The organism is Amycolatopsis sp. GM8 (assembly GCF_021653975.1).
Classification (GTDB): Bacteria; Actinomycetota; Actinomycetes; order Mycobacteriales; family Pseudonocardiaceae; genus Amycolatopsis_E.
Genome location: NZ_JAJKFK010000001.1, coordinates 1,299,604 through 1,318,087, shown reverse-complemented (window position 1 = coordinate 1,318,087; position 18,484 = coordinate 1,299,604). Strand labels below are relative to the sequence as shown.

Annotated in this window: 20 protein-coding genes; 14 read left to right on the top strand and 6 right to left on the bottom strand. The window is 68.9% G+C overall.

Annotated features, from left to right (window positions below):
* Nucleotides 1–212: 212 nt before the first annotated feature.
* Nucleotides 213–893 carry a ribosome hibernation-promoting factor, HPF/YfiA family gene (gene hpf, locus LOZ83_RS06270; RefSeq protein ID WP_236789220.1) on the top strand — a complete coding sequence of 227 codons (681 nt, stop codon included), beginning with the start codon at nucleotides 213–215 and terminating at the stop codon, nucleotides 891–893.
* 175 nt (nucleotides 894–1,068) lie between these two features.
* Nucleotides 1,069–3,894 (top strand): preprotein translocase subunit SecA, encoded by a 2,826-nt coding sequence (gene secA, locus LOZ83_RS06265; RefSeq protein ID WP_236789219.1) that lies wholly within the window; start codon nucleotides 1,069–1,071, stop codon nucleotides 3,892–3,894.
* A gap of 45 nt (nucleotides 3,895–3,939) precedes the next feature.
* On the opposite strand, the gene LOZ83_RS06260 is transcribed toward secA, so the two are convergent.
* Nucleotides 3,940–4,383, bottom strand: coding sequence for an Rv3235 family protein (locus tag LOZ83_RS06260; RefSeq protein WP_236789218.1), 444 nt, complete (start codon nucleotides 4,381–4,383; stop codon nucleotides 3,940–3,942).
* Nucleotides 4,384–4,483: 100 nt separating this feature from the next.
* On the opposite strand from LOZ83_RS06260, the gene LOZ83_RS06255 reads away from it, so the two are divergent.
* A complete protein-coding gene (locus tag LOZ83_RS06255; protein ID WP_236789217.1) occupies nucleotides 4,484–4,915 on the top strand; it encodes an HAD-IA family hydrolase in 432 nt (143 codons plus the stop codon).
* Here the strand turns inward: LOZ83_RS06255 and LOZ83_RS06250 are convergent.
* A complete protein-coding gene (locus LOZ83_RS06250; RefSeq protein WP_236789216.1) occupies nucleotides 4,906–5,673 on the bottom strand; it encodes an RNA methyltransferase in 768 nt (255 codons plus the stop codon). The two genes, LOZ83_RS06255 and LOZ83_RS06250, sit on opposite strands and share 10 nt — an antisense overlap.
* Nucleotides 5,674–5,708: 35 nt before the next feature.
* Between LOZ83_RS06250 and LOZ83_RS06245 the strand changes: the two genes are divergently transcribed.
* Together LOZ83_RS06245 and LOZ83_RS06240 are read left to right on the top strand one after the other, a co-directional pair.
* A complete protein-coding gene (locus tag LOZ83_RS06245) occupies nucleotides 5,709–7,115 on the top strand; it encodes a wax ester/triacylglycerol synthase family O-acyltransferase (protein ID WP_236789215.1) in 1,407 nt (468 codons plus the stop codon).
* A complete protein-coding gene (locus tag LOZ83_RS06240) occupies nucleotides 7,112–7,603 on the top strand; it encodes a hypothetical protein (RefSeq protein WP_236789214.1) in 492 nt (163 codons plus the stop codon). The genes LOZ83_RS06245 and LOZ83_RS06240 overlap by 4 nt, the downstream gene beginning before the upstream one ends.
* 3 nt (nucleotides 7,604–7,606) lie before the next feature.
* On the opposite strand, the gene LOZ83_RS06235 is transcribed toward LOZ83_RS06240, so the two are convergent.
* The gene (locus LOZ83_RS06235; protein WP_308190197.1) at nucleotides 7,607–8,950 is read right to left on the bottom strand and encodes an alkaline phosphatase family protein; all 1,344 of its coding nucleotides are present in this window, start codon (nucleotides 8,948–8,950) and stop codon (nucleotides 7,607–7,609) included.
* Between the two features lie 221 nt (nucleotides 8,951–9,171).
* Between LOZ83_RS06235 and pruA the strand changes: the two genes are divergently transcribed.
* Nucleotides 9,172–10,803, top strand: a complete 1,632-nt coding sequence (gene pruA, locus LOZ83_RS06230; protein ID WP_236789212.1) for an L-glutamate gamma-semialdehyde dehydrogenase — start codon at nucleotides 9,172–9,174, stop codon at nucleotides 10,801–10,803.
* A 14-nt stretch (nucleotides 10,804–10,817) separates the two neighbouring features.
* On the opposite strand, the gene LOZ83_RS06225 is transcribed toward pruA, so the two are convergent.
* Nucleotides 10,818–11,654, bottom strand: coding sequence for a hypothetical protein (locus tag LOZ83_RS06225; RefSeq protein ID WP_236789211.1), 837 nt, complete (start codon nucleotides 11,652–11,654; stop codon nucleotides 10,818–10,820).
* Between the two features lie 26 nt (nucleotides 11,655–11,680).
* Nucleotides 11,681–12,670, bottom strand: a complete 990-nt coding sequence (gene rsgA, locus LOZ83_RS06220; RefSeq protein ID WP_236789210.1) for a ribosome small subunit-dependent GTPase A — start codon at nucleotides 12,668–12,670, stop codon at nucleotides 11,681–11,683.
* A gap of 92 nt (nucleotides 12,671–12,762) precedes the next feature.
* Here rsgA and LOZ83_RS06215 point away from each other — a divergent pair, with 92 nt between their 5' ends.
* From LOZ83_RS06215 to LOZ83_RS06190, 6 genes are all read left to right on the top strand, one after another.
* Nucleotides 12,763–13,530: an SOS response-associated peptidase gene (locus tag LOZ83_RS06215; RefSeq protein WP_236789209.1), complete on the top strand. Its 768-nt coding sequence runs from the start codon at nucleotides 12,763–12,765 to the stop codon at nucleotides 13,528–13,530.
* Nucleotides 13,527–14,135 (top strand): alpha/beta family hydrolase, encoded by a 609-nt coding sequence (locus tag LOZ83_RS06210; RefSeq protein ID WP_236789208.1) that lies wholly within the window; start codon nucleotides 13,527–13,529, stop codon nucleotides 14,133–14,135. Before LOZ83_RS06215 ends, LOZ83_RS06210 begins: the two co-directional genes overlap by 4 nt.
* A 108-nt stretch (nucleotides 14,136–14,243) precedes the next feature.
* Nucleotides 14,244–14,744, top strand: a complete 501-nt coding sequence (locus LOZ83_RS06205) for a YbaB/EbfC family nucleoid-associated protein (RefSeq protein WP_236789207.1) — start codon at nucleotides 14,244–14,246, stop codon at nucleotides 14,742–14,744.
* 25 nt (nucleotides 14,745–14,769) lie between these two features.
* Complete coding sequence (locus LOZ83_RS06200) at nucleotides 14,770–15,099, top strand: hypothetical protein (protein ID WP_236789206.1); 330 nt, start codon at nucleotides 14,770–14,772, stop codon at nucleotides 15,097–15,099.
* 60 nt (nucleotides 15,100–15,159) lie between these two features.
* Nucleotides 15,160–16,227, top strand: a complete 1,068-nt coding sequence (locus LOZ83_RS06195) for a hypothetical protein (protein ID WP_255823374.1) — start codon at nucleotides 15,160–15,162, stop codon at nucleotides 16,225–16,227.
* A gap of 95 nt (nucleotides 16,228–16,322) precedes the next feature.
* Nucleotides 16,323–16,853: a hypothetical protein gene (locus LOZ83_RS06190; RefSeq protein ID WP_236789204.1), complete on the top strand. Its 531-nt coding sequence runs from the start codon at nucleotides 16,323–16,325 to the stop codon at nucleotides 16,851–16,853.
* On the opposite strand, the gene ybaK is transcribed toward LOZ83_RS06190, so the two are convergent.
* A complete protein-coding gene (gene ybaK / locus LOZ83_RS06185) occupies nucleotides 16,850–17,326 on the bottom strand; it encodes a Cys-tRNA(Pro) deacylase (RefSeq protein WP_236789203.1) in 477 nt (158 codons plus the stop codon). The two genes, LOZ83_RS06190 and ybaK, sit on opposite strands and share 4 nt — an antisense overlap.
* A 194-nt stretch (nucleotides 17,327–17,520) precedes the next feature.
* Between ybaK and LOZ83_RS06180 the strand changes: the two genes are divergently transcribed.
* Nucleotides 17,521–18,150, top strand: a complete 630-nt coding sequence (locus LOZ83_RS06180; RefSeq protein WP_236789202.1) for a sigma-70 family RNA polymerase sigma factor — start codon at nucleotides 17,521–17,523, stop codon at nucleotides 18,148–18,150.
* A complete protein-coding gene (gene rsrA / locus LOZ83_RS06175) occupies nucleotides 18,147–18,467 on the top strand; it encodes a mycothiol system anti-sigma-R factor (RefSeq protein ID WP_236789201.1) in 321 nt (106 codons plus the stop codon). Before LOZ83_RS06180 ends, rsrA begins: the two co-directional genes overlap by 4 nt.
* The last annotated feature ends 17 nt before the right edge of the window (nucleotides 18,468–18,484 follow it).

Below are 18,484 nucleotides of genomic sequence, written 5' to 3'. Positions count from 1 at the left end.
GTTTCCCACTCGTCGGCATCCCCCGGCTCGGGGGGTTTTGTGATGCGCGTTACCGCGCTAGCGTGCTCCGCTATAGCGATTCCGCGGCAGGGAGGTGAACAGCCCATGACCCTGGTGCCGACGGGAGGCTAAGACGTTCCCTTCGGGAAAGCCCGCGCCGGTGCCCAGATCGAAGTCCGAAGAGCTCGAAATCCAGTAGGAGGAGGTCGTGTATGGACATCGTGGTTAAAGGTCGCAACGTGGAGGTGCCCGAGCACTACCGGGCGCATGTGAGCGCCAAGCTCACGCGTCTGGAGCGCTACGACAAGAAGGTCTTCCGTTACGACGTGGAGCTCTTCCACGAGCCCAACCGCCGGCAGTCCAAGAGCTGCCAGCGCGTGGAGATCACCGGCAAGGGCAGGGGCCCCGCGGTCCGTGCCGAAGCCTGCGCCGGCGACTTCTACGCCGCACTGGACGCCGCGGTCACCAAGCTGGAGAACCGGTTGCGCCGGCTCGCCGACCGCCGCCGCGTCCACTACGGGCGCCGCTGCCCAGAATCGGTCGCCGAAGCAACCTCGTCCACGCCTGCCGTCGCGCCGCCTGTCAATGGCCGCCAGCCCGCGACGAGCACAGCCGTACTCGAAGCGCCCGTGCCGTTCGAAGCCGTCGAGCTCGACGCCGAGGAGCTCGACCTGCCCGTGCAGCGCTGGGACGACGCGGCCGACCATCAGCCCGGCCGCATCGTGCGCGAGAAGCACCATTCCGCCGATCCCATGACCGTCGACCAAGCCCTCTACCAGATGGAGCTGGTCGGCCACGACTTCTACCTCTTCAACGACGCCGACGCCGGCATCCCGAGCGTCGTGTACCGGCGGAAGGGATTCGCCTACGGCGTGATCCGGCTGGGCGGCTGAGGACCGCCCCCGCCTCGAAAACGACCCGCACGCGACGCCGCGTGCGGGTCGTTCTGCTACACATGCGGTGACGTGCGTGCATGTCGGGGCCGACCTTCCCTACGATGGAGGAGGGCACGGTCCGCCCGGGAACAAGCCTGGGCGCATTTCCAAGACAGCTAGTGAGGTCGACCGGATGGTTCTCAACCGCCTGCTGCGCGCGGGCGAGGGCAAGATGCTCAAGCGGCTGCGCAACATCGCCGACCACATCGACTCCCTCGAAGACGAGGTGAAGGACCTCACCGACGCCGAGCTGCGCGCGAAGACCGACGAGTTCCGCAAACGGCACGAAGAGGGCGAGTCGCTCGACGAGTTGCTCCCGGAGGCGTTCGCCGTCGCGCGCGAAGGGGCGTTCCGAGTCCTCGGGCAGCGGCCGTATCCGGTCCAGCTGATGGGCGGCGCCGCGCTGCACCTCGGCCAGGTCTCCGAGATGAAGACCGGTGAGGGCAAGACGCTGACGTCGGTGATGCCCGCCTATCTCAACGCCATCTCCGGCAAGGGCGTGCACCTGGTCACCACGAACGACTACCTCGCGAAACGTGACGCGGAGTGGATGGGCCGGGTGCACCGCTTCCTCGGCCTGACCGTGGGCGCGATCCTGTCCGAGCTGCCGCCGGACCAGCGCCGCGAGTCCTACAACTGCGACATCACCTACGGCACGAACAACGAGTTCGGCTTCGACTACCTGCGTGACAACATGGCGTGGACGCTCGACGACTGCGTGCAGCGCGGGCACAACTTCGCGATCGTGGACGAGGTCGACTCGATCCTCATCGACGAGGCCAGGACGCCGCTGATCATCTCCGGCCCGGCCGAGCAGTCCGCCCGCTGGTACGTCGAGTTCGCGCGCATGTCGCCGCTGATGAAGAAGGACGTGCACTACGAGGTCGACGAGCGCAAGCGCACCGTCGGCGTCAGCGAGAAGGGCGTCGCGTTCGTCGAGGACCAGCTCGGCATCGAAAACCTGTACGAGGCCGCGAACACGCCGCTGGTCGGCTACCTGAACAACGCCCTCAAGGCCAAGGAGCTCTACAAGCGCGACAAGGACTACATCGTCCGCAACGGCGAAGTGGTCATCGTCGACGAGTTCACCGGTCGCATCCTGCACGGCCGCCGCTACAACGAGGGCATGCACCAGGCGATCGAGGCCAAGGAAGGCGTCGAGATCAAGGCGGAGAACCAGACGCTCGCCACGATCACGCTGCAGAACTACTTCCGGCTCTACGAAAAGCTCGCCGGCATGACGGGTACCGCCGAAACCGAGGCGGCGGAGTTCCACCAGACCTACAAGCTGGGTGTGGTGCCGATCCCGACGAACAAGCCGATGATCCGCAAGGACGAGACGGACCTCATCTACAAGACCGAGCCGGCGAAGTTCGAGGCACTGGCCGACGACATCCAGGAGCGGCACGAGGCGGGCCAGCCGGTGCTGGTCGGTACGACGAGCGTCGAGAAGTCCGAGTACCTGTCGAAGTTGCTGCTCAAGCGCGGGGTGCCGCATGAGGTGCTGAACGCGAAGTACCACGACCGGGAGGCGCTGATCATCGCCCGCGCCGGTCGCAAGGGCCAGGTCACGGTGGCCACCAACATGGCGGGCCGCGGTACCGACGTCGTGCTCGGCGGCAACCCGGACATCATCGCCGACGAGGTGCTGCGCGAGCGCGGTCTCGACCCGGTCGAGCACTCCGAGGCGTACGAGACGGCGTGGCCGAGGGTCCTCGAAGAGGTCAAGGCCGAGGTGAAGGCCGAGGCCGAAGAGGTCAAGGAGGCCGGCGGCCTGTACGTGCTGGGCACCGAGCGCCACGAGTCGCGCCGGATCGACAACCAGCTGCGTGGCCGCTCCGGTCGTCAGGGTGACGCGGGCGAGTCGCGGTTCTACCTGTCGCTGGGCGACGAGCTGATGCGCCGGTTCAACGCGGTGATGGTCGAGCGCGTGATGACCACCATGCGGCTGCCGGACGACCAGCCGATCGACCACAAGATGGTGTCGCGCGCGATCAAGAGTGCGCAGACGCAGGTCGAGCAGCAGAACATGGAGATCCGCAAGAACGTCCTCAAGTACGACGAGGTCATGAACGAGCAACGCAAGGTGATCTACGCCGAGCGCCGCCGGGTGCTGGAGGGCGAGGACCTCTCCGAGCAGATGCGGAACATGCTCACCGACGTCGTGAAAGCGTATGTCGAGGGCGCGACCTCGACCGGCTACGCCGAGGACTGGGACCACGAGAAGCTGTGGGCCGCGCTCAAGCAGCTCTACCCGGTGGCGGTCACCTGGGACGAGCTGGTCGAAGAGGACGAGGACATCAGCTCGGACTACCTGCTCGACCGGCTGCTCGAGGACGCCAACAACGGCTACGACCGGCGTGAGGCCGAGATCGACGAGCGGATCGGCGAAGGCGCGATGCGCCAGCTGGAGCGGCAGGTGCTGCTGTCGGTGCTGGACCGCAAGTGGCGCGAGCACCTCTACGAGATGGACTACCTCAAGGAGGGCATCGGGCTACGCGCGATGGCCCAGCGCGACCCGCTGATCGAGTACCAGCGCGAGGGCTTCGACATGTTCCGCGCGATGCTCGACTCGCTGAAGGAGGAGGCCGTCGGCTTCCTGTTCAACCTGCAAGTGGAGCAGGCCGAGCCGCAGGCGGCGCAGCCGGCCGCGGCCGCTCTGCCGGTCGCGGGCCAGCCCGTGCCGACGGTGTCGTCGCGGCACTCGCAGGCGACGCCGCCGCAGCCGCCGGCGGAACCGGCGCCCGAGCCGGTGCCGTCCGCCTTGCGGGGCAAGGGCCTCGGCCAGGGCAACGGGCAGGGTGGGCTGACCTTCTCCGGCCCCGGTGAGCAGGGTGGCGTGGAGCGCAGCGGCGCGAGCGCCAAGCCGTCCGGTGGTGGCGGGGGCGGCGGCACTCGCCGCGAGCGCCGGGCCGCCGCGCGCGCCGACGCGAAGAAGGGCAAGAAGTCAGGTCAGTGACCTGCTGGAAGAGGGGCCCGTCAATGGTGTGACGGGCCCTTTTTCCTATCGCCGGCCGGGCGGGACGATCACGTCGAAGACGGTGCAGCGCCAGGCGCCGTCGGCCAGGTCGAACCGGGCCAACAGCGCGTACGCGCGGGCGGCGCTCGCCGCGGTGGCCGATACCTCGTACGACGACGGCGGGACGACGCATCCCCGTACGCCGTTGAGCGTCAGCCGTACGTCCAGCGGAGCCTGCCTGCTCAACTGGGCGTACAGGGACGCGCCGACCCAGCCCTGGACGTACGTCGGGGACTGCTGTCCGGTGCGGACCGCCAGCACGCCGGTCAGCACCGACCGGACATGCGCCAGTGGCAATGGTGGTCGGCCGCGCGGGCTCAGCCGCGGATGGGGCAGGTGTTCCGGAATCAGGTCCAGCTGCCCGCCGGACAGCAGCCGCCGCAGGTCGCGGAAAGGTTCGTAGTCGATCAGCGGCTTCAACGCCCGCATGTGTTCCCCCAGGATGTTCGGATCGTGCGCCCGACAAGAGGGGCCGGCGGGAACCGCTCGGCCGAACTGACCCTGAACCGGTGACGACTATCGTCTGCTCATGCTGAACGGGCTCGTGGTCGACTACGCCGGAGTGCTCACCGAACCGGACGCCGCCGCGTTGTACGCCGCGATCGACCAGTTGCGGGACAGGGGAATCCGCACCGCGCTGCTGTCCAACGCCGCCGGTGACGGAACGGTGAAAGGCCGGCTGAGCCGGTGGTTCGACGAGGTCGTGTTCTCCGGTGAGGTCGGCTGGGCCAAGCCCGCGCGGGAGGTTTACGTGATCACGGCCGAACGGCTCGGTCTGCCCGCCGCGGCGTGCGTCTTCGTCGACGATTCACGGGGGAACGTCGAAGGTGCCGTGGCGGCGGGGATGACCGGGGTCCACCACACGTCGGTCGGCGCCACCCTCGACGAACTCAGCGCGCTGTTTCCTGCGGGACACCCGCACCCGGTCGGCCTCGATCAACGGCTCCGCGATTATCGCTGATCAGGCCTCCTGGTTTCCCGCCTGACCAGGTCGAAGCACAGGACAGCCGCCGCGGCCGACACGTTCAGCGACTCGACTTCACCGGGCATCGGGATCGACAGCCAGCCGGTCAGCAGCTCTTCGACGTCGTCCGACACGCCGGCGGTCTCGCCGCCGAGCACGAACGCCGCCCGCTCCGGGAGGTCCGCCTCGAACAGCGGCTCCCCGCCGGACGCGCCCAGTCCGTAGAGCCGGTACCCGGCGTCGGACAGCATCCCGGCGGCCTCCGCGGCCGTCGCGCACCGCAGCACCGGCGCGCGGAACGCGACCCCGGCCGAAGCCTTCACCACCAGCGGATCCAGTGCCGCGACCCCGCGCCGCGGCACGACCACGCCTTCGATCCCGGCCGCCGTCGCGGTGCGCAGGATCATGCCGACGTTCGCGGGCGTGGTGATGCCGTCCAGCACCAGCACCCGGGGCGGCAGCGGCGCGCTCGACAACGCCGCGGAGAGCGGGCGCATCCGCGGCGCGACGACGTCCGCGAGCACGCCCTGGTCCTGTTTTCCGTTGCCCGCCAAGACTTTCACCCGGTGTGCGCTCGCGCGCTGCACCTGCACACGCGCCTTGCGTGCCGCCTGTTCGATCTCCGGCGCCCGCGCGGTGTCCGCCAGGATCACCTTGTCCACCCGCAGCCCCGGGTCGCCCAGCGCCTCCAGCACCGGCTTGCGCCCGTAGACGGTCAGAAAGCGATCCTTCGGCGATACCTGAGTCTCGTGCACAGCCCCAGTACATCAGGATGTGCCAGGATCGCGTCATGCCCGACCGCCTGTCCGCGCTCGACGCGTCGTTCCTGTACCTCGAGGACGCGGCGACCCCGATGCACGTGGGTGGGGTCGCGGTGTTCGAGCGCCCGCGCGACGGCTTCGACTACGAGCAGCTGTTGTGCCTGGTGAGCCAGCGGCTCGGCTACCTGCCGCGCTACCGGCAGCGCGTGCTCTCCGTGCCGGGGCATCTCGCCCGCCCGGTGTGGGTCGACGACACCGACTTCGATCTCAACTACCACGTGCGCCGCTCCGCGCTCCCCTCGCCCGGTAGCGACGAGCAGCTGTTCGACCTGGTCGCGCAGCTGATGGCCCGGCCGATGGACCACGAGCGCCCGCTGTGGGAGGCGTACTTCGTCGAAGCGCTCGCGGGCGGCCGGGTCGCGCTGGTCACCAAGACGCACCAGGCCGTCGTGGACGGCATCGGCACCGTCGAGCTGGGCCAGCTGATCCTCGACACCGTGCCGCAGCTGTGCGAGCCCTACGAGGACGCCTGGGCGCCCCGCCGGATGCCGTCGGCCACGCAGCTCGTGCTGGACGCGGTCAGCGAGACCGTGCAGCGGCCCGGCGAGCTGATGGAGAACGTGCGCGCCATCGTCGGCGACGCGGCCGCGACCGTGGACAAGCTCGCCGACACCATCGGCGGGGTCGCCGCCGCGGTGCGCACGATCATCCGGCCCGCCCCGGCCGGCCCGCTGAACAAGCACGTCAGCGGCGGCCGGGTGTTCGCCGTCGTGCGCACCAAGCTGGAGGACTACCGCAAGATCCGCGCCGAGCACGGCGGCACCGTCAACGACCTGGTGCTGACCGTGCTGACCGGCGCGCTGCGGGAGTGGCTGCTCTCCCGAGGGGAGGCCCTGCAGCCCAGCGCCACGCTGAGGGCGCTCGTGCCGATGGCCGTGCTCGAACCGGACACCGTCGAGTTCTCCGCCGCCGGACTGGTGAACAACCAGGTCGAGGCGCATCTGCTGGACCTGCCGGTCGGCGAGGCGAACCCGGTGCTGCGGTTGCGGCACATCAGCCACGCCATGCGCGTCTACACCGACTCCAGCCGTTCGGTGGCGGCCCGTGCCATGCTGAAGGTGGGCGGGTTCGCGCCGGCGACGATGCACTCGCTGGCGGCGCGGGCCGCCGGGTCCTTCTCCGGCCGGATCTTCAACCTGGTGATCACCAACTCACCGGGCCCGCAGCAGCCGCTGTACGCGGGGATGGCGAGGCTGACCGAGATGTACCCGGTGATCCCGCTGGCACGCAACCAGGCGCTCGCCATCGGGGTCACGTCCTACCACGGGCATGTCTACTTCGGACTGAACGGGGACCGCAAGGCCGTGTCCGACGTGGGGAACCTGGCCGCGATGGTCGAGGATGCGCTCGACGAACTGAAGGGGACGCACTGGTGAGGGTCTATCTCCCGGCGACGATCGGGATGCTGCGCAAGCTCGTTTCCGAGGGCAAGCTGCAGCCGCCAGGCGGCACCGGCTTCGCGCTGACCCCGGCGTTGCGCGAGTCCTACACCAGCGGCGACACGGAGGAACTGGAGTACGCCGCGCTCCTCGACGCGGCCCGCGCGTCACTGCGGCTGATCGGGGACGACGACCAGGAGCTGCCCCGGCGGGTCGTGCTCTCGGTCGACGTGGACAACGCCGTCGTCCGCCCCGACCTCGACGCGGCCGTGGTGAAGCTGCCCGGCCCGATCGTGTTCGACGAGGTCGCGGCGGTGCACGTCGACGCGGAGGACGCGGAGGCGGCCGTGCACGCGGCCGCCGAGGTCATCGATGCCGCCGACCTCGGCGACCTGGACGCCGAGTTCACCCTCGGCGAGGCCGAGGATCACGAACTGGCCTGGTACGCGGCCCAGGAGCTGCCGTTCCTGCTGGAGCTGCTGTAGTCCTCACGGGTGGTGCGGCCGGCGTGGGGTGACCGGCCGGTGGCCGGGTGCCTGCGCCGGCGGGGTCTGGTGGCCGGTGGGCGCGGCCGGCGCCGGCAGGTGGTCGATCTCGTACTGCGCGAGGGCCAGGTTGCCGGTGGTGTCGGGCAGGGTCGGCGGCGGGGACGGCCGCTGGTCGAAGCGGAATGCCGACGTGAGGTCGCCGAACGTGCTGCGCCGCCATGGGCTGATGTTCACGCACTCCACGCCGGTGACCTCTTCGAGGAACCGGAGCTGCGACGTGTGGTCGAAGTTCTCGCTGCACACCCAGCCGCCGGCGGTCCACGGCGACACGATGAGGCAGCCGACGCGGAAACCGGCACCGAGCGGCAGGCCTTCACCGTGGATGCCGCCCGGGGAGGTCAGCGTCGTGGACTCCAGCGGTGTGCCCGGCGGTGCGGTGGGCGGCACAACGTGGTCGAACAGGCCGTCGTTCTCGTCCCAGCTGACGATGAAGACCGTCTTGGCCCAGACGTCCGGGTTCGCGGCGATGGCGTCGATCTTCGACGCGATGAACTGCGCACCGGCTGCGGGAATCGCGCCCTGGTTGGGGTGCTCGTTCTGGCCGGGGCCGGGGAACAGCCAGCTGACCGTGGGCAGCTGGTCGTTGATCGCGTCGTACTCGAACTGGCCGATCGGGCTCACCTTGCTGTTGATCGCCAGCGTCGAGTCGGCTGGTGCTTCGCGGAACGCCTTCCAGTACGGGGTCTGGCTCTTCATCCCACCGTCGACCCAGTACTGCTTCCAGCTCACCCCCGCGTCGGTCAGCGCCTCGGCATAGGTGGGCCAGGTGTTGACGCCCATCGCGTTGGTGAGGACCGGCCCGCCGTGCGTGCCCTCCGGGTCGATACCGCCGGTCTCCCACATGACGCGGTTCGGCGTCGTCGAGGACAGCATCGAGCAGTGGTAGTGGTCGCAGATGGTGAACGCGTCCGCGAGCGCCCGGTGGAACGGGATGTCCTGCTCGTCGAAGTAGCCCATGATGAACGGCGCCTTCTCCGGCCCGTCCGAGCCCGGCTGCATGTGTGCGGTGAGCCAGGAGTCCATCTTGCCGCCGTTCCAGGAGGCGTGCTGGACGGCCCAGCTGTGGTCCGTGCCGGGGTTCTTCAGGCCCGAGGTGGTCCGGCTGTCGAGGTGGAACGGCAGCAGGTAGCCCTCGGGTGTGGCGTCGGTGGGCTGGTAGAAGACGCTGCGGCCGGTCGGCAGCCTGATCGCGTGCGGGTCGGAGAACCCGGCGACGCCGGACATCGTCCCGAAGTAGTGGTCGAAGCTGCGGTTCTCCTGCATCAGGAGTACGACGTGTTCGATGTCGCGCAGGGAAGGCCGTTTGCTCGGGGGTGGTCACGCCAGTGCGCGCTGCACGTTCAGCGGCAGCGCGAGCGTCGCGCCGGTACCCGCGGCTGCCCCCAGCAAACGACGACGGGTGAAGGATTTTCCGGTGTTCTCTTCTGATTCCGCCATGATCGAAAACTCTAGGCAGCAATGGTGAACGTCATTCATATTCCAGGCGAAGCGCGTAGCGTATGAACATGGACGCCGTCACGAACGTGCCTGCCTCGCGCAACGAACCCGTCCTGAGCTATGCCCCCGGCAGTCCCGAACGGGAGTCGCTGCAGCGGCGGCTCGCCGAACTGGCGGACGAGAAACACGAGCTGCCCCAGACGATCGGCGGCCGGCGCAGGCTCGGCGGGGGTGACGCGTTCGAGGTCGTCGCTCCCCATGACCACAAGCATGTCCTCGGCGTGGCCGCGCACGCGACACCCGCGGACGTCGCCGACGCGGTCGAAGCGGCGAAGCTCGCCGCGCCCGCTTGGCGGGACCTGCCGTTCGACGAGCGGGCCGCGATCTTCCTGCGCGCCGCGGACCTCATCGCCGGGAAGTACCGGGACACCCTCAACGCCGCGACGATGCTCGGGCAGTCGAAATCGGTGCAGCAGGCCGAGATCGACGCGGCCTGCGAGCTGATCGACTTCCTCCGGTTCAACGTGCACTACGCGCGCCGGATCCTCGCCGAGCAGCCGAACTCGGTGCCGGGCGCGTGGAATCGGATGGACTACCGGCCGCTCGACGGGTTCGTCGTCGCGATCACCCCGTTCAACTTCACCGCGATCGCCGGCAACCTGCCCACCGCCCCGGCGATCATGGGCAACACCGTGGTGTGGAAGCCGACGCCGACCCAGCAGTTGGCCGCGCACTACACGATGCTGGCGTTCGAGGAGGCGGGCCTGCCGCCGGGCGTGCTCAACCTGATGACCGGCGACGGCCGCGCGGTGAGCGAGGTCGCGCTGGCCGACCCGGGTTTCGCGGGCCTGCACTTCACCGGTTCCACGGCGACGTTCAAGCTGCTGTGGCGGCGGATCGCGGAGAACCTCGACGCGTATCGCAGCTACCCGCGGATCGTCGGCGAGACCGGCGGCAAGGACTTCATCGTCGCGCATTCCTCGGCGAACAAGGAAAAACTCGTCGCCGCGATGGTCCGGGGCGCTTTCGAGTACCAGGGCCAGAAATGCTCGGCGGCCTCGCGCGCGTACCTGCCGCGTTCGCTGTGGGACGGCGGCCTGCGCGAGGAACTGGCCGATCTGACCCGAACCGTGAAATACGGTGACATCACGGACTTCTCGGTCTTCGGCGGTGCGGTGATCGACGTGCGGGCCTTTGCCAAGCACCGGAAACTGCTGTCCACTGTGGATTCCGATCCGGCGTTGCACGCGCTCGTCGGCGGCCACTGCGACGACGCGATCGGCTACTTCGTCGAGCCCACCGTGCTGGTGTCCGAAGACCCGGGGCACGAGGTGTTCTCGACCGAATACTTCGGCCCGATCCTCGCCGTGCACGTCTACGAAGATGCCGGCTACGCAAGGATTCTCGAGCAGATGGACGGGATCGCACCGTACGCGCTCACGGGTGCGATATTCGCGGATGACCGAGCCGCGATCGGCCAGGCGCACCACGCGCTGCGGTTCACCGCCGGCAACTTCTACGTCAACGACAAGCCGACCGGCTCGGTCGTCGGCCAGCAGCCCTTCGGCGGTTCGCGGGCCTCGGGCACCAACGACAAGGCGGGCTCGATGTTCAACCTGCAGCGCTGGACCAGCCCGCGCTCGATCAAGGAAACGTTCGACGCGCCCACCCGCATCGGCTACCCGCACCAGGACGAGTAGCCGACGCGCGGACATCAGCCGGGCAGTTTCGCTTCGCCGACCTGGTCGGCGGGTGGCTCCTGCACGTCGACCGGGGTGCCCCAGTCGCTGTACTTCATGGTCAGCTTCATGCTCAGGTCAGACGGGGCGGCGGACGAGGGTCCCTCAGCCGCCGCGGCGGCCTTCAACGCGCCCCCCAGGTCCTCGGTGATCTGGACCGGCAGCTGGTCGCTGTTGAGCCACAGTTCGACCGGGATGGTCAGGTTCATTGCTCCGAGCTTGTCCAGGTCTTCCTGCGACAGCCCGGTGTCCTTGAACTTGTCGAGCGCCTTGGCGAAACCGACGTCGATCCAGTAGTGGGTCACCGGCTGGCCGTCGAGCGTCTCGCGCGCGCTGCGGGTGATCGTGCCGGCTTCCTGGATCTGCTGGAGAGTCTGGCTCGGATCGTTCTGCTGGGCCTGCGCGGCCCCCAGCTGCTCCGCCGCCGGGCTGTCCGCGGGCACCTTCCCCCATGGCTTGCCACCGGTCACCTGCGCCCGGTACTGGTCGGGCACCTGCAGGTACAACGTCTTGTTCACGTAGCGCATCGTCTCGTCGAGCGGGCCGATGTGCATCGTCAGCTGCATCGCCGAGTTGTCACCGTCGAACCGGCCCTCGCCCTGGGCGGTCAAGGACTGCCCGAGCAGTGCGGTGTCCATGCTGAACTTCGCGGACTTGACCTTCTCGGTCTGGGTCGTGGCCGCGCGGACGAGTGCCTGCGCGTCGCCGAAAACCTGCGGGTCCGCGGTGGGACTACCGGCTACCGGGCGGGCTCCGCAACCGGCGAGCGTGAGTGTCACCGCGGCAGCGGCGATCACCTGTCTTTTTCTCATATTGCCCCAATCGTGTGAACGGAGCTTTATGTTTCCAGACCGGCGCGTGATGTCAGCAGCCGCCGCAAAGATCGCAGCCGCCGCGTTTCCGGCACCTCGTCCAGCATGCAGTCCGGGTCCTCGGGCGGACCGAGATGACCGCAGCCCGGCGGGCATTCCTCGGCGGCTTCGGCGAATTCGGGGAACGCCGAGACGATGTCGTCGGCGGTGATGTGCGCCAGCCCGAACGACCGCACGCCGGGCGTGTCGATCACCCAGCCGCCGTCGGGTAGCGGCAGCGCGATCGCGGTGACCGACGTGTGCCGGCCCTTGCCGACCGCGCTGACCTCGCCGGTGGCCAGCTCGGCGTCGGGCACGAGGCGGTTCACCAGTGTCGACTTGCCGACCCCGGAATGCCCGACGAGCGCCGACACCCGGCCGTGGACCGTGTCGGCCAAGGGCAGCGAGTCCTCGTCGTGCCTGGTCACGATCGCGGGCACATCGAGATCGGCGTAGAGCGCGAGCAGATCGTCCGGGCTCGCGAGGTCCGCTTTCGTCAGGCACAGGATCGGCCGCAGCCCGCCGGCGAAGCTCGCGACGAGGCACCGGTCGATGAACCCGGTGCGCGGCGGCGGATCCGCCAGCGCGCTGACGATGAGCAGCTGCTCGGCGTTCGCCACGACGATCCGCTCGTACGGATCGGTGTCGTCGGCCGTGCGGCGCAGCACGCTTGCGCGCTCCTCGACGCGGACGATCCGGGCGAGCGTGTCCGGCTTGCCGCTGACATCCCCGACGAGTCCGACCTGGTCGCCCACGACCACCGGGGTGCGGCCCAGTTCGCGCGCGCGCATCGCCGTCACGACCTGTTTCGGGTCGCCGCCGACCGCGCAGGTCCAGCGGCCCCGGTCGACGACGACGACCATCGCCGCCACGGCGTCGGCATGCTCGGGACGGCGCTTGCTGCGGGGGCGTGAACCGCGTCCGGGGCGCACCCGGACGTCGCTCTCGTCGAGCTTGCTCCAGTCCCTGCCCGCCAAACCGGTCTCCCGCCGTCGATGTGTACGAACACGATGATCCCCGATGTGTGTCACGATGGTTGTCCGAGTACCCGCGCGAAGGAGCTGGCGAGATGTGCGGCCGCTATGCGTCGACCAAGAACCCCGCGGATCTGGTCAAGGAGTTCGACGCGGTGGACGAGACCGACGGCAAGGCCCGCGAAAACGACTACAACGTCGCGCCCACCAAGAATGTGGTCACCGTCGTGCAGCGGCATCCGCGCGACGCCGAGGGTCAGGTGCTCGAAGACGAGCCCGCGGTGCGCAGCCTGCGGGTGATGCGCTGGGGCTTGGTGCCCTTCTGGGCGAAGGACCCGTCGGTCGGCAACCGCATGATCAACACGCGGGCCGAGACGGCGACCCAGAAGCCCGCGTTCAAGCGGGCGCTGGCCAAGCGCCGCCTGCTGGTGCCCGCCGACGGCTGGTACGAGTGGCGCAAGACCGACGGCAAGAAGGAACCGTTCTTCATGACCGGCGAGGACCTCGCGTTCGCCGGCATCTGGGAGAGCTGGCGGGACCCCAAGAAGGACGACGCGGACCCGCTGATCACCTTCTCGATCATCACCACCGACGCGATCGGCCGGCTCACCGACATCCACGACCGGATGCCGCTGCTGATGACGAAGGACAAATGGGCGGGCTGGCTGGATCCGGACCGCGCTGACGTCACGGAGCTGATGACCCCGCCGGCCGATCTGGTCGACACCCTGGAGCTGCGGCCGATTTCCGACCGCGTCAACAACGTCCGCAACAACGGCCCGGAGTTGCTGGAGCGCGTCGAGCCCGGGCAGCCGGATCTCGACGCGACCGCCGAGTCGGCCCTGTTCGAAGTACCGAAATGACCCGGATCGAGATCGCCACTCCGCACGGCCCGGCGCGTGCCGACCTGCATTGCGCCGAGCAGGGGCAGGCCGTCTTGCTGCTCGGGCATGGTGCCGGGGGCGGGATCGAGGCGAAGGATCTGGTCGCGGTGACGCGCGCGGCGCAGGCCGTGGGCGTGGACGTCGCGTTGATCGAGCAGCCGTACCGGGTCGCGGGCCGGCGTGCCCCGGCGCCCGCGAAGCAGCTCGACGCGGCCTGGCTCGCGGTATCGGAGGAACTCGCCGGGCGGTTCGACGGGCTGCCGCAGGTGTTCGGTGGCCGGTCCTCGGGTGCTCGCGTGGCCTGCCGCACAGCGGCCGCCGGACAGGCGGTTGCCGTGCTGTGCCTGGCTTTTCCCGAACATCCGCCGGGCAGGCCGGAGAGCTCGCGGCAGTCCGAACTGGACGCCGTCGAGGTGCCGACGCTCGTGGTCCAGGGCGAGACCGACCCGTTCGGCCGCCCGAAACCGGCGCCGCACCACGAGGTCGTCGTCATCCCGGGCACGCACGCCCTGGACAAGGATCTCGAGGCGCTGTCCCGGATCACGTCGGAATGGCTGACCCGCGTGCTGCGTCCGCTCGACTGACGCGCGGAGCGCCTTTCGGCGGTTCGTGACTTTTCGGATTTTCGCCACCAGCTGGTGTGACTCTGGCACAATCCGTGCATCCACCGACCGGCCGCACGAGGGGGCGTCATGTCTGCGCACATGGACCAGTTGATCGCGCAGTTCGAGAACTTCCAGGCCAAGGTGCGCCAGGCCGAGGCCAGCTTCGCCGGCGTGGACGACATGCAGGAGCGGATCGCGCAGGTGCAGAGCACCGCGACCGCACCGGACGGCACCGTCACGGTGGTCGCGGGCGCCGGCGGCACCGTCACCGACATCCGGCTGGCCCCGGGCGCCGTCCGCCTCGGGTCGGACCAGTTGGCCGCGACGATCATGCGCACCCTCCGCCAGGCGGTCGCCGGGGCCGTCCAGCAGCAGGCCGGAATCGTCGACGGCGCGTTCGGTGACGCGTTCGGCGTGAACATCTCGGCGCAGGTTCGCGAGGCCCAGGCCGAAGCGTTCGGAACCCACGCGGACGAGCCCGCGTCGCAGGAACAGCAGCCGCCGCAGCAAGCGGCGCCGCCGAGGCGCCGCCCCAGCCCGGGGGATGACGACGACTACTTCGATCAGGGCACCGTCCTGCGCCGCTGACCGAACCGACCGAGGGGCTCCCACGATGTCCGACGGAATCCAGACGAATATCGACGCGATCGCCCGGTACGCCCGGCAACTGCCCTACTACCAGCAGGAAGCGGACAAGTTCGGCACCCTGATCGACACCGCCGACGTGAGCAACGAGGCGTGGGGCGTGATCGGCATCTTCGCCAAGCAGGGCTATACCGACCGCCTGGCCGAACTACGTTCGCTGCTGAGCGATCTCAAGGACGGCGTGGACGGGCTGACCACCAAGCTGGACACGGCGTCGCAGATGTACCAGGGCAACGAGGACGCCGGGAAGATCACGTTCGGCAAGTACCAGGCGGAAATCGACGCGGTGGGGGAGTAACCCGTGACCGACAAGAAGAGCATTGCCGACACGCTGAACGTCGAGGGCTACGACGAGAGCATGGGCGCGAATCTCGATCGCGGGCTGAGCGCGGCACCGGTGGTGGGCACGGTCTACGACTCCGGCAAGTCGATCGCCGGGCACGCGCGGCAGGCAGCCGAGGCGGATGGCCCGGGCGAGCTCGCGTCCGCGGGTGCCGCGCTGGTCGGCGACGGCGCGGCGTTCGTCGGCGCCGCCGCCGGAGACATGGTCACCTTCGCCATGGACCCGATCGGCTGGCTGGTCAGCCACGGGCTGAACATGCTGCTCGAACTGGTCCAGCCGCTGCAGGACGCGTTGCACCAGGTCACCGGTGACGGGCCGGCCATCGGGCACGCTTCCGAAAACTACGTCACGATCGCGCAGGGTTTCGTCGCGCTCGCCGAGGACTTCGAGAAGACCGGTGACACGGCCCTGGCCGATTGGGTGGACAAGGCCGGTGCTGCGGCGAAGGAAGCGCTCGGCGACTTCTCGTCCGGCATCCGCGGTGTCGGCTCGGCGGCCGGTTCGGTGGCCGAGGTGCTGCAGATGTGGTCGATGGTCATGGTGGTCATCGAGGAGGTGATCAAGGCGATCATCACCGAGCTGGTCTCGTGGCTGATCACCCTCTGGCTGCCCGCGCTGGCCGCCTCGGTGATCAGCTTCGGCGGCTCGGTCGCCGCCGCGATGACCGCGTCCATCGCCAAGGCCGCCAGCGTGCTGCAGAAGGTCACCCGCTACCTCGGCAAATTCGGGAAGCTGCTCGACACGTTCATGGAGTTCCTCGTCAAGTTCTCCGGGAAGCTGGAGGTCTTCACCAGGAAACTGCGGGTCGGTGTGATGCCCGGGGAGACCAAGTTCGGGTTCGGCGCGGTCGCCCAGGGTTTCCAGCCGAGCAACCGCGCGCTCACCACCATGTTCGGTACCTCGGTCGGCGCCGGTCCGTTGCTCGCCGGCGCGGGTGTCAAGGCCGGCATCGGGGCCGGGAAAGCGGCTTACGGCGAAGGCAAGGACGCCGTCACTGGCGAAGGGGACGAACCGTGGTTCAACAAGAGCGAGATCGGCGGGGACCAGAGTCCGGAGGAGACCAGCAAGAATCTCGACATCTAGCCGCGCAGAACATCTTCGCCAACGAAGAGCGGCTCGCGGCGAAACGGGACAAGACCCTTGTCCGTCCGGGGTTCCGGGAACGTGTCGAGGAAGTGATGCGCGGCCAGTGGCGTGAACCGTTCGTGGTGCTGCGCCTCGGGGATGACGGCCTGGGATTCGACGTGCCTGGCAGGCGCCCGGACGGCACGATCAAGGGAAAGAACCTCGTCCGGCGGTTCTTCTGGAACATCCTGCGCGGTATCGGTGGCGCGGCGTTGTTCGTGTTTTTCCTGGCGAATGGCGCGGACGCTCGCGGGGCAGCACATCCGTTCAAGCGGGAAATCCGGGTGAAGGGCCCGGCGAACGCGATGGCGCTCGACCTGGTGGACCAGCTCCGGCCGGTGAAGGGCCCTTGGCTGGTGTGCTCGTCGTCCGCGCTCGCGATCGTGGACACCGGATCGACCATCACCGACCCAGCCGGCGCGCCCGCGCCGCGGATCGTGTGGCAGGCGCGCAAACCGCAGGCCCCGGAGGTCGACCTCCGCACGCGCACCATCGTCTGGCCGGACGGTTCGAGCTTCACGTTCCCGCTGCACGGCCGCACCGAGGAGCAGCACCTGCGGGAGTACCTGCGATCAGCTCGCTAGCCGGCGATCGCCGCGACGGTCGCGCTGGTGAGCCGGACGAGATCCGCGGGCGCCAGCTCCATTTCCAGCCCACGCCGGCCGCCCGAGCAGAACACTGTGTCGAACGCCTCTGCTGACGAATCAATCACAACGGGCAGCCGGCTGCGCTGCCCCAGCGGGGAGATCCCGCCGAGCACGTAACCGGTCGCGCGCTGTGCCGCGGCCGCCTCGGCCATCTTCGCGCGCTTGCCACCGGCCGCCGCCGCGAGCGCCTTCAGGTCCAGCTGGCCGGTGACCGGCACGACGCCGACCGTGAGCTTGCCGTCCACGTCCGCGACCAGGGTTTTGAACACCCGGGACGGCTCCACGCCGAGCGCTTCGGCGGCTTCCAGGCCGTACGACTCGTGCTTCGGATCGTGATCGTACGTGTGCAGCGTGTGTGCGATCCGCTGTTTCGCGAGCACCGCGGTCGCCGGAGTTCCCTTGCCTGCCATGGTGTTCGCAGCGTAATCGATTCGGGAATGACGGCCACCGGATTCCCGTTATGGCTGTCGTGATGACCGATCTCGCTCGCCCCGCCGGCAGGGTGCAGAACCTCACACGTCCTGGTCAGGCCTCCGTGCCGGGCCAGACGAAAGCCGCCCGCGTATCCTCGGAGCTGTCTTATGCGCACGGGGAAGGGAAAGGTTTGCCGAGCACGCCGAACGACGCGACACCCGCCGTCGAGCAAGAGCAGGCGGAAGCACGCGCCGAGCGTTTCGAACGCGACGCGATGCCGCTGCTGGACCAGCTTTACTCGGCGGCCATGCGGATGACCCGCAACCCGGCCGACGCCGAGGATCTGGTGCAGGAGACCTATCTCAAGGCGTACGGCGCGTTCAACTCCTTCAAGGAGGGAACGAACCTCAAGGCCTGGATGTATCGCATCCTCACCAACACGTATATCAACGGCTACCGCAAGCGCCAGCGCCAGCCGGTGCAGCAGCCGACCGAGGAGATCACCGACTGGCAGATCGCCCAGGCGGAGAGTCACACCTCCAGCGGCCTGCGGTCGGCCGAGGTCGAGGCGATGGACCGGCTGCCGGACAGCGACGTCAAGCAGGCTTTGCAGCAACTGCCTGAGGAATTCCGGCTCGCGGTGTACCTTGCCGATGTCGAGGGATTCGCCTACAAGGAAATCGCCGAGATCATGGACACTCCGATCGGCACCGTGATGTCCCGGCTGCACCGTGGCCGGGCGCAGCTGCGGAACCTGCTCGCCGATGTCGCGCGTGACCGCGGCTTCATCAGGCGCGCGCAGCAGGAGGTGGCGCAGTGAACCCGCACGAAGCAAAGTCCGGTCAGGACGAGGTGCACTGCGAGCAGGCACTCGCGGAGATCTACCTGCTGCTGGATTCCGAATGCAGCGCGGAGCGGGACGCGGAACTGCGGCGACACATCGAGGACTGCCCGCCGTGCCTGGCCGAGTACGGCATCGACGCCGCGCTGAAGCAACTGCTGGCCCGCAAGTGCGGCGGTGACCAGGCACCGGCGGAACTGAAGCACAAGCTGCGCGCGTCGATCCGCCAGACGGTGGAGATCCGCGGCGGCGTATCCGTCGAGCAGACCGAAGTCCGCGTCGAGCACCACGACTGAGAACAGCTCGTAAAAAA

Excerpts from the sequence above, each read along its gene's own strand:
- hpf (WP_236789220.1), top strand. The coding sequence starts at position 213 with ATGGACATCGTGGTTAAAGGTCGCAACGTGGAGGTGCCCGAGCACTAC.
- secA (WP_236789219.1), top strand. The coding sequence starts at position 1,069 with ATGGTTCTCAACCGCCTGCTGCGCGCGGGCGAGGGCAAGATGCTCAAG.
- LOZ83_RS06260 (WP_236789218.1), bottom strand. The coding sequence starts at position 4,383 with ATGCGGGCGTTGAAGCCGCTGATCGACTACGAACCTTTCCGCGACCTG.
- LOZ83_RS06255 (WP_236789217.1), top strand. The coding sequence starts at position 4,484 with ATGCTGAACGGGCTCGTGGTCGACTACGCCGGAGTGCTCACCGAACCG.
- LOZ83_RS06245 (WP_236789215.1), top strand. The coding sequence starts at position 5,709 with ATGCCCGACCGCCTGTCCGCGCTCGACGCGTCGTTCCTGTACCTCGAG.
- pruA (WP_236789212.1), top strand. The coding sequence starts at position 9,172 with ATGGACGCCGTCACGAACGTGCCTGCCTCGCGCAACGAACCCGTCCTG.
- LOZ83_RS06225 (WP_236789211.1), bottom strand. The coding sequence starts at position 11,654 with ATGAGAAAAAGACAGGTGATCGCCGCTGCCGCGGTGACACTCACGCTC.
- LOZ83_RS06215 (WP_236789209.1), top strand. The coding sequence starts at position 12,763 with ATGTGCGGCCGCTATGCGTCGACCAAGAACCCCGCGGATCTGGTCAAG.
- LOZ83_RS06210 (WP_236789208.1), top strand. The coding sequence starts at position 13,527 with ATGACCCGGATCGAGATCGCCACTCCGCACGGCCCGGCGCGTGCCGAC.
- LOZ83_RS06205 (WP_236789207.1), top strand. The coding sequence starts at position 14,244 with ATGTCTGCGCACATGGACCAGTTGATCGCGCAGTTCGAGAACTTCCAG.
- LOZ83_RS06200 (WP_236789206.1), top strand. The coding sequence starts at position 14,770 with ATGTCCGACGGAATCCAGACGAATATCGACGCGATCGCCCGGTACGCC.
- LOZ83_RS06195 (WP_255823374.1), top strand. The coding sequence starts at position 15,160 with ATGGGCGCGAATCTCGATCGCGGGCTGAGCGCGGCACCGGTGGTGGGC.
- LOZ83_RS06190 (WP_236789204.1), top strand. The coding sequence starts at position 16,323 with ATGCGCGGCCAGTGGCGTGAACCGTTCGTGGTGCTGCGCCTCGGGGAT.
- ybaK (WP_236789203.1), bottom strand. The coding sequence starts at position 17,326 with ATGGCAGGCAAGGGAACTCCGGCGACCGCGGTGCTCGCGAAACAGCGG.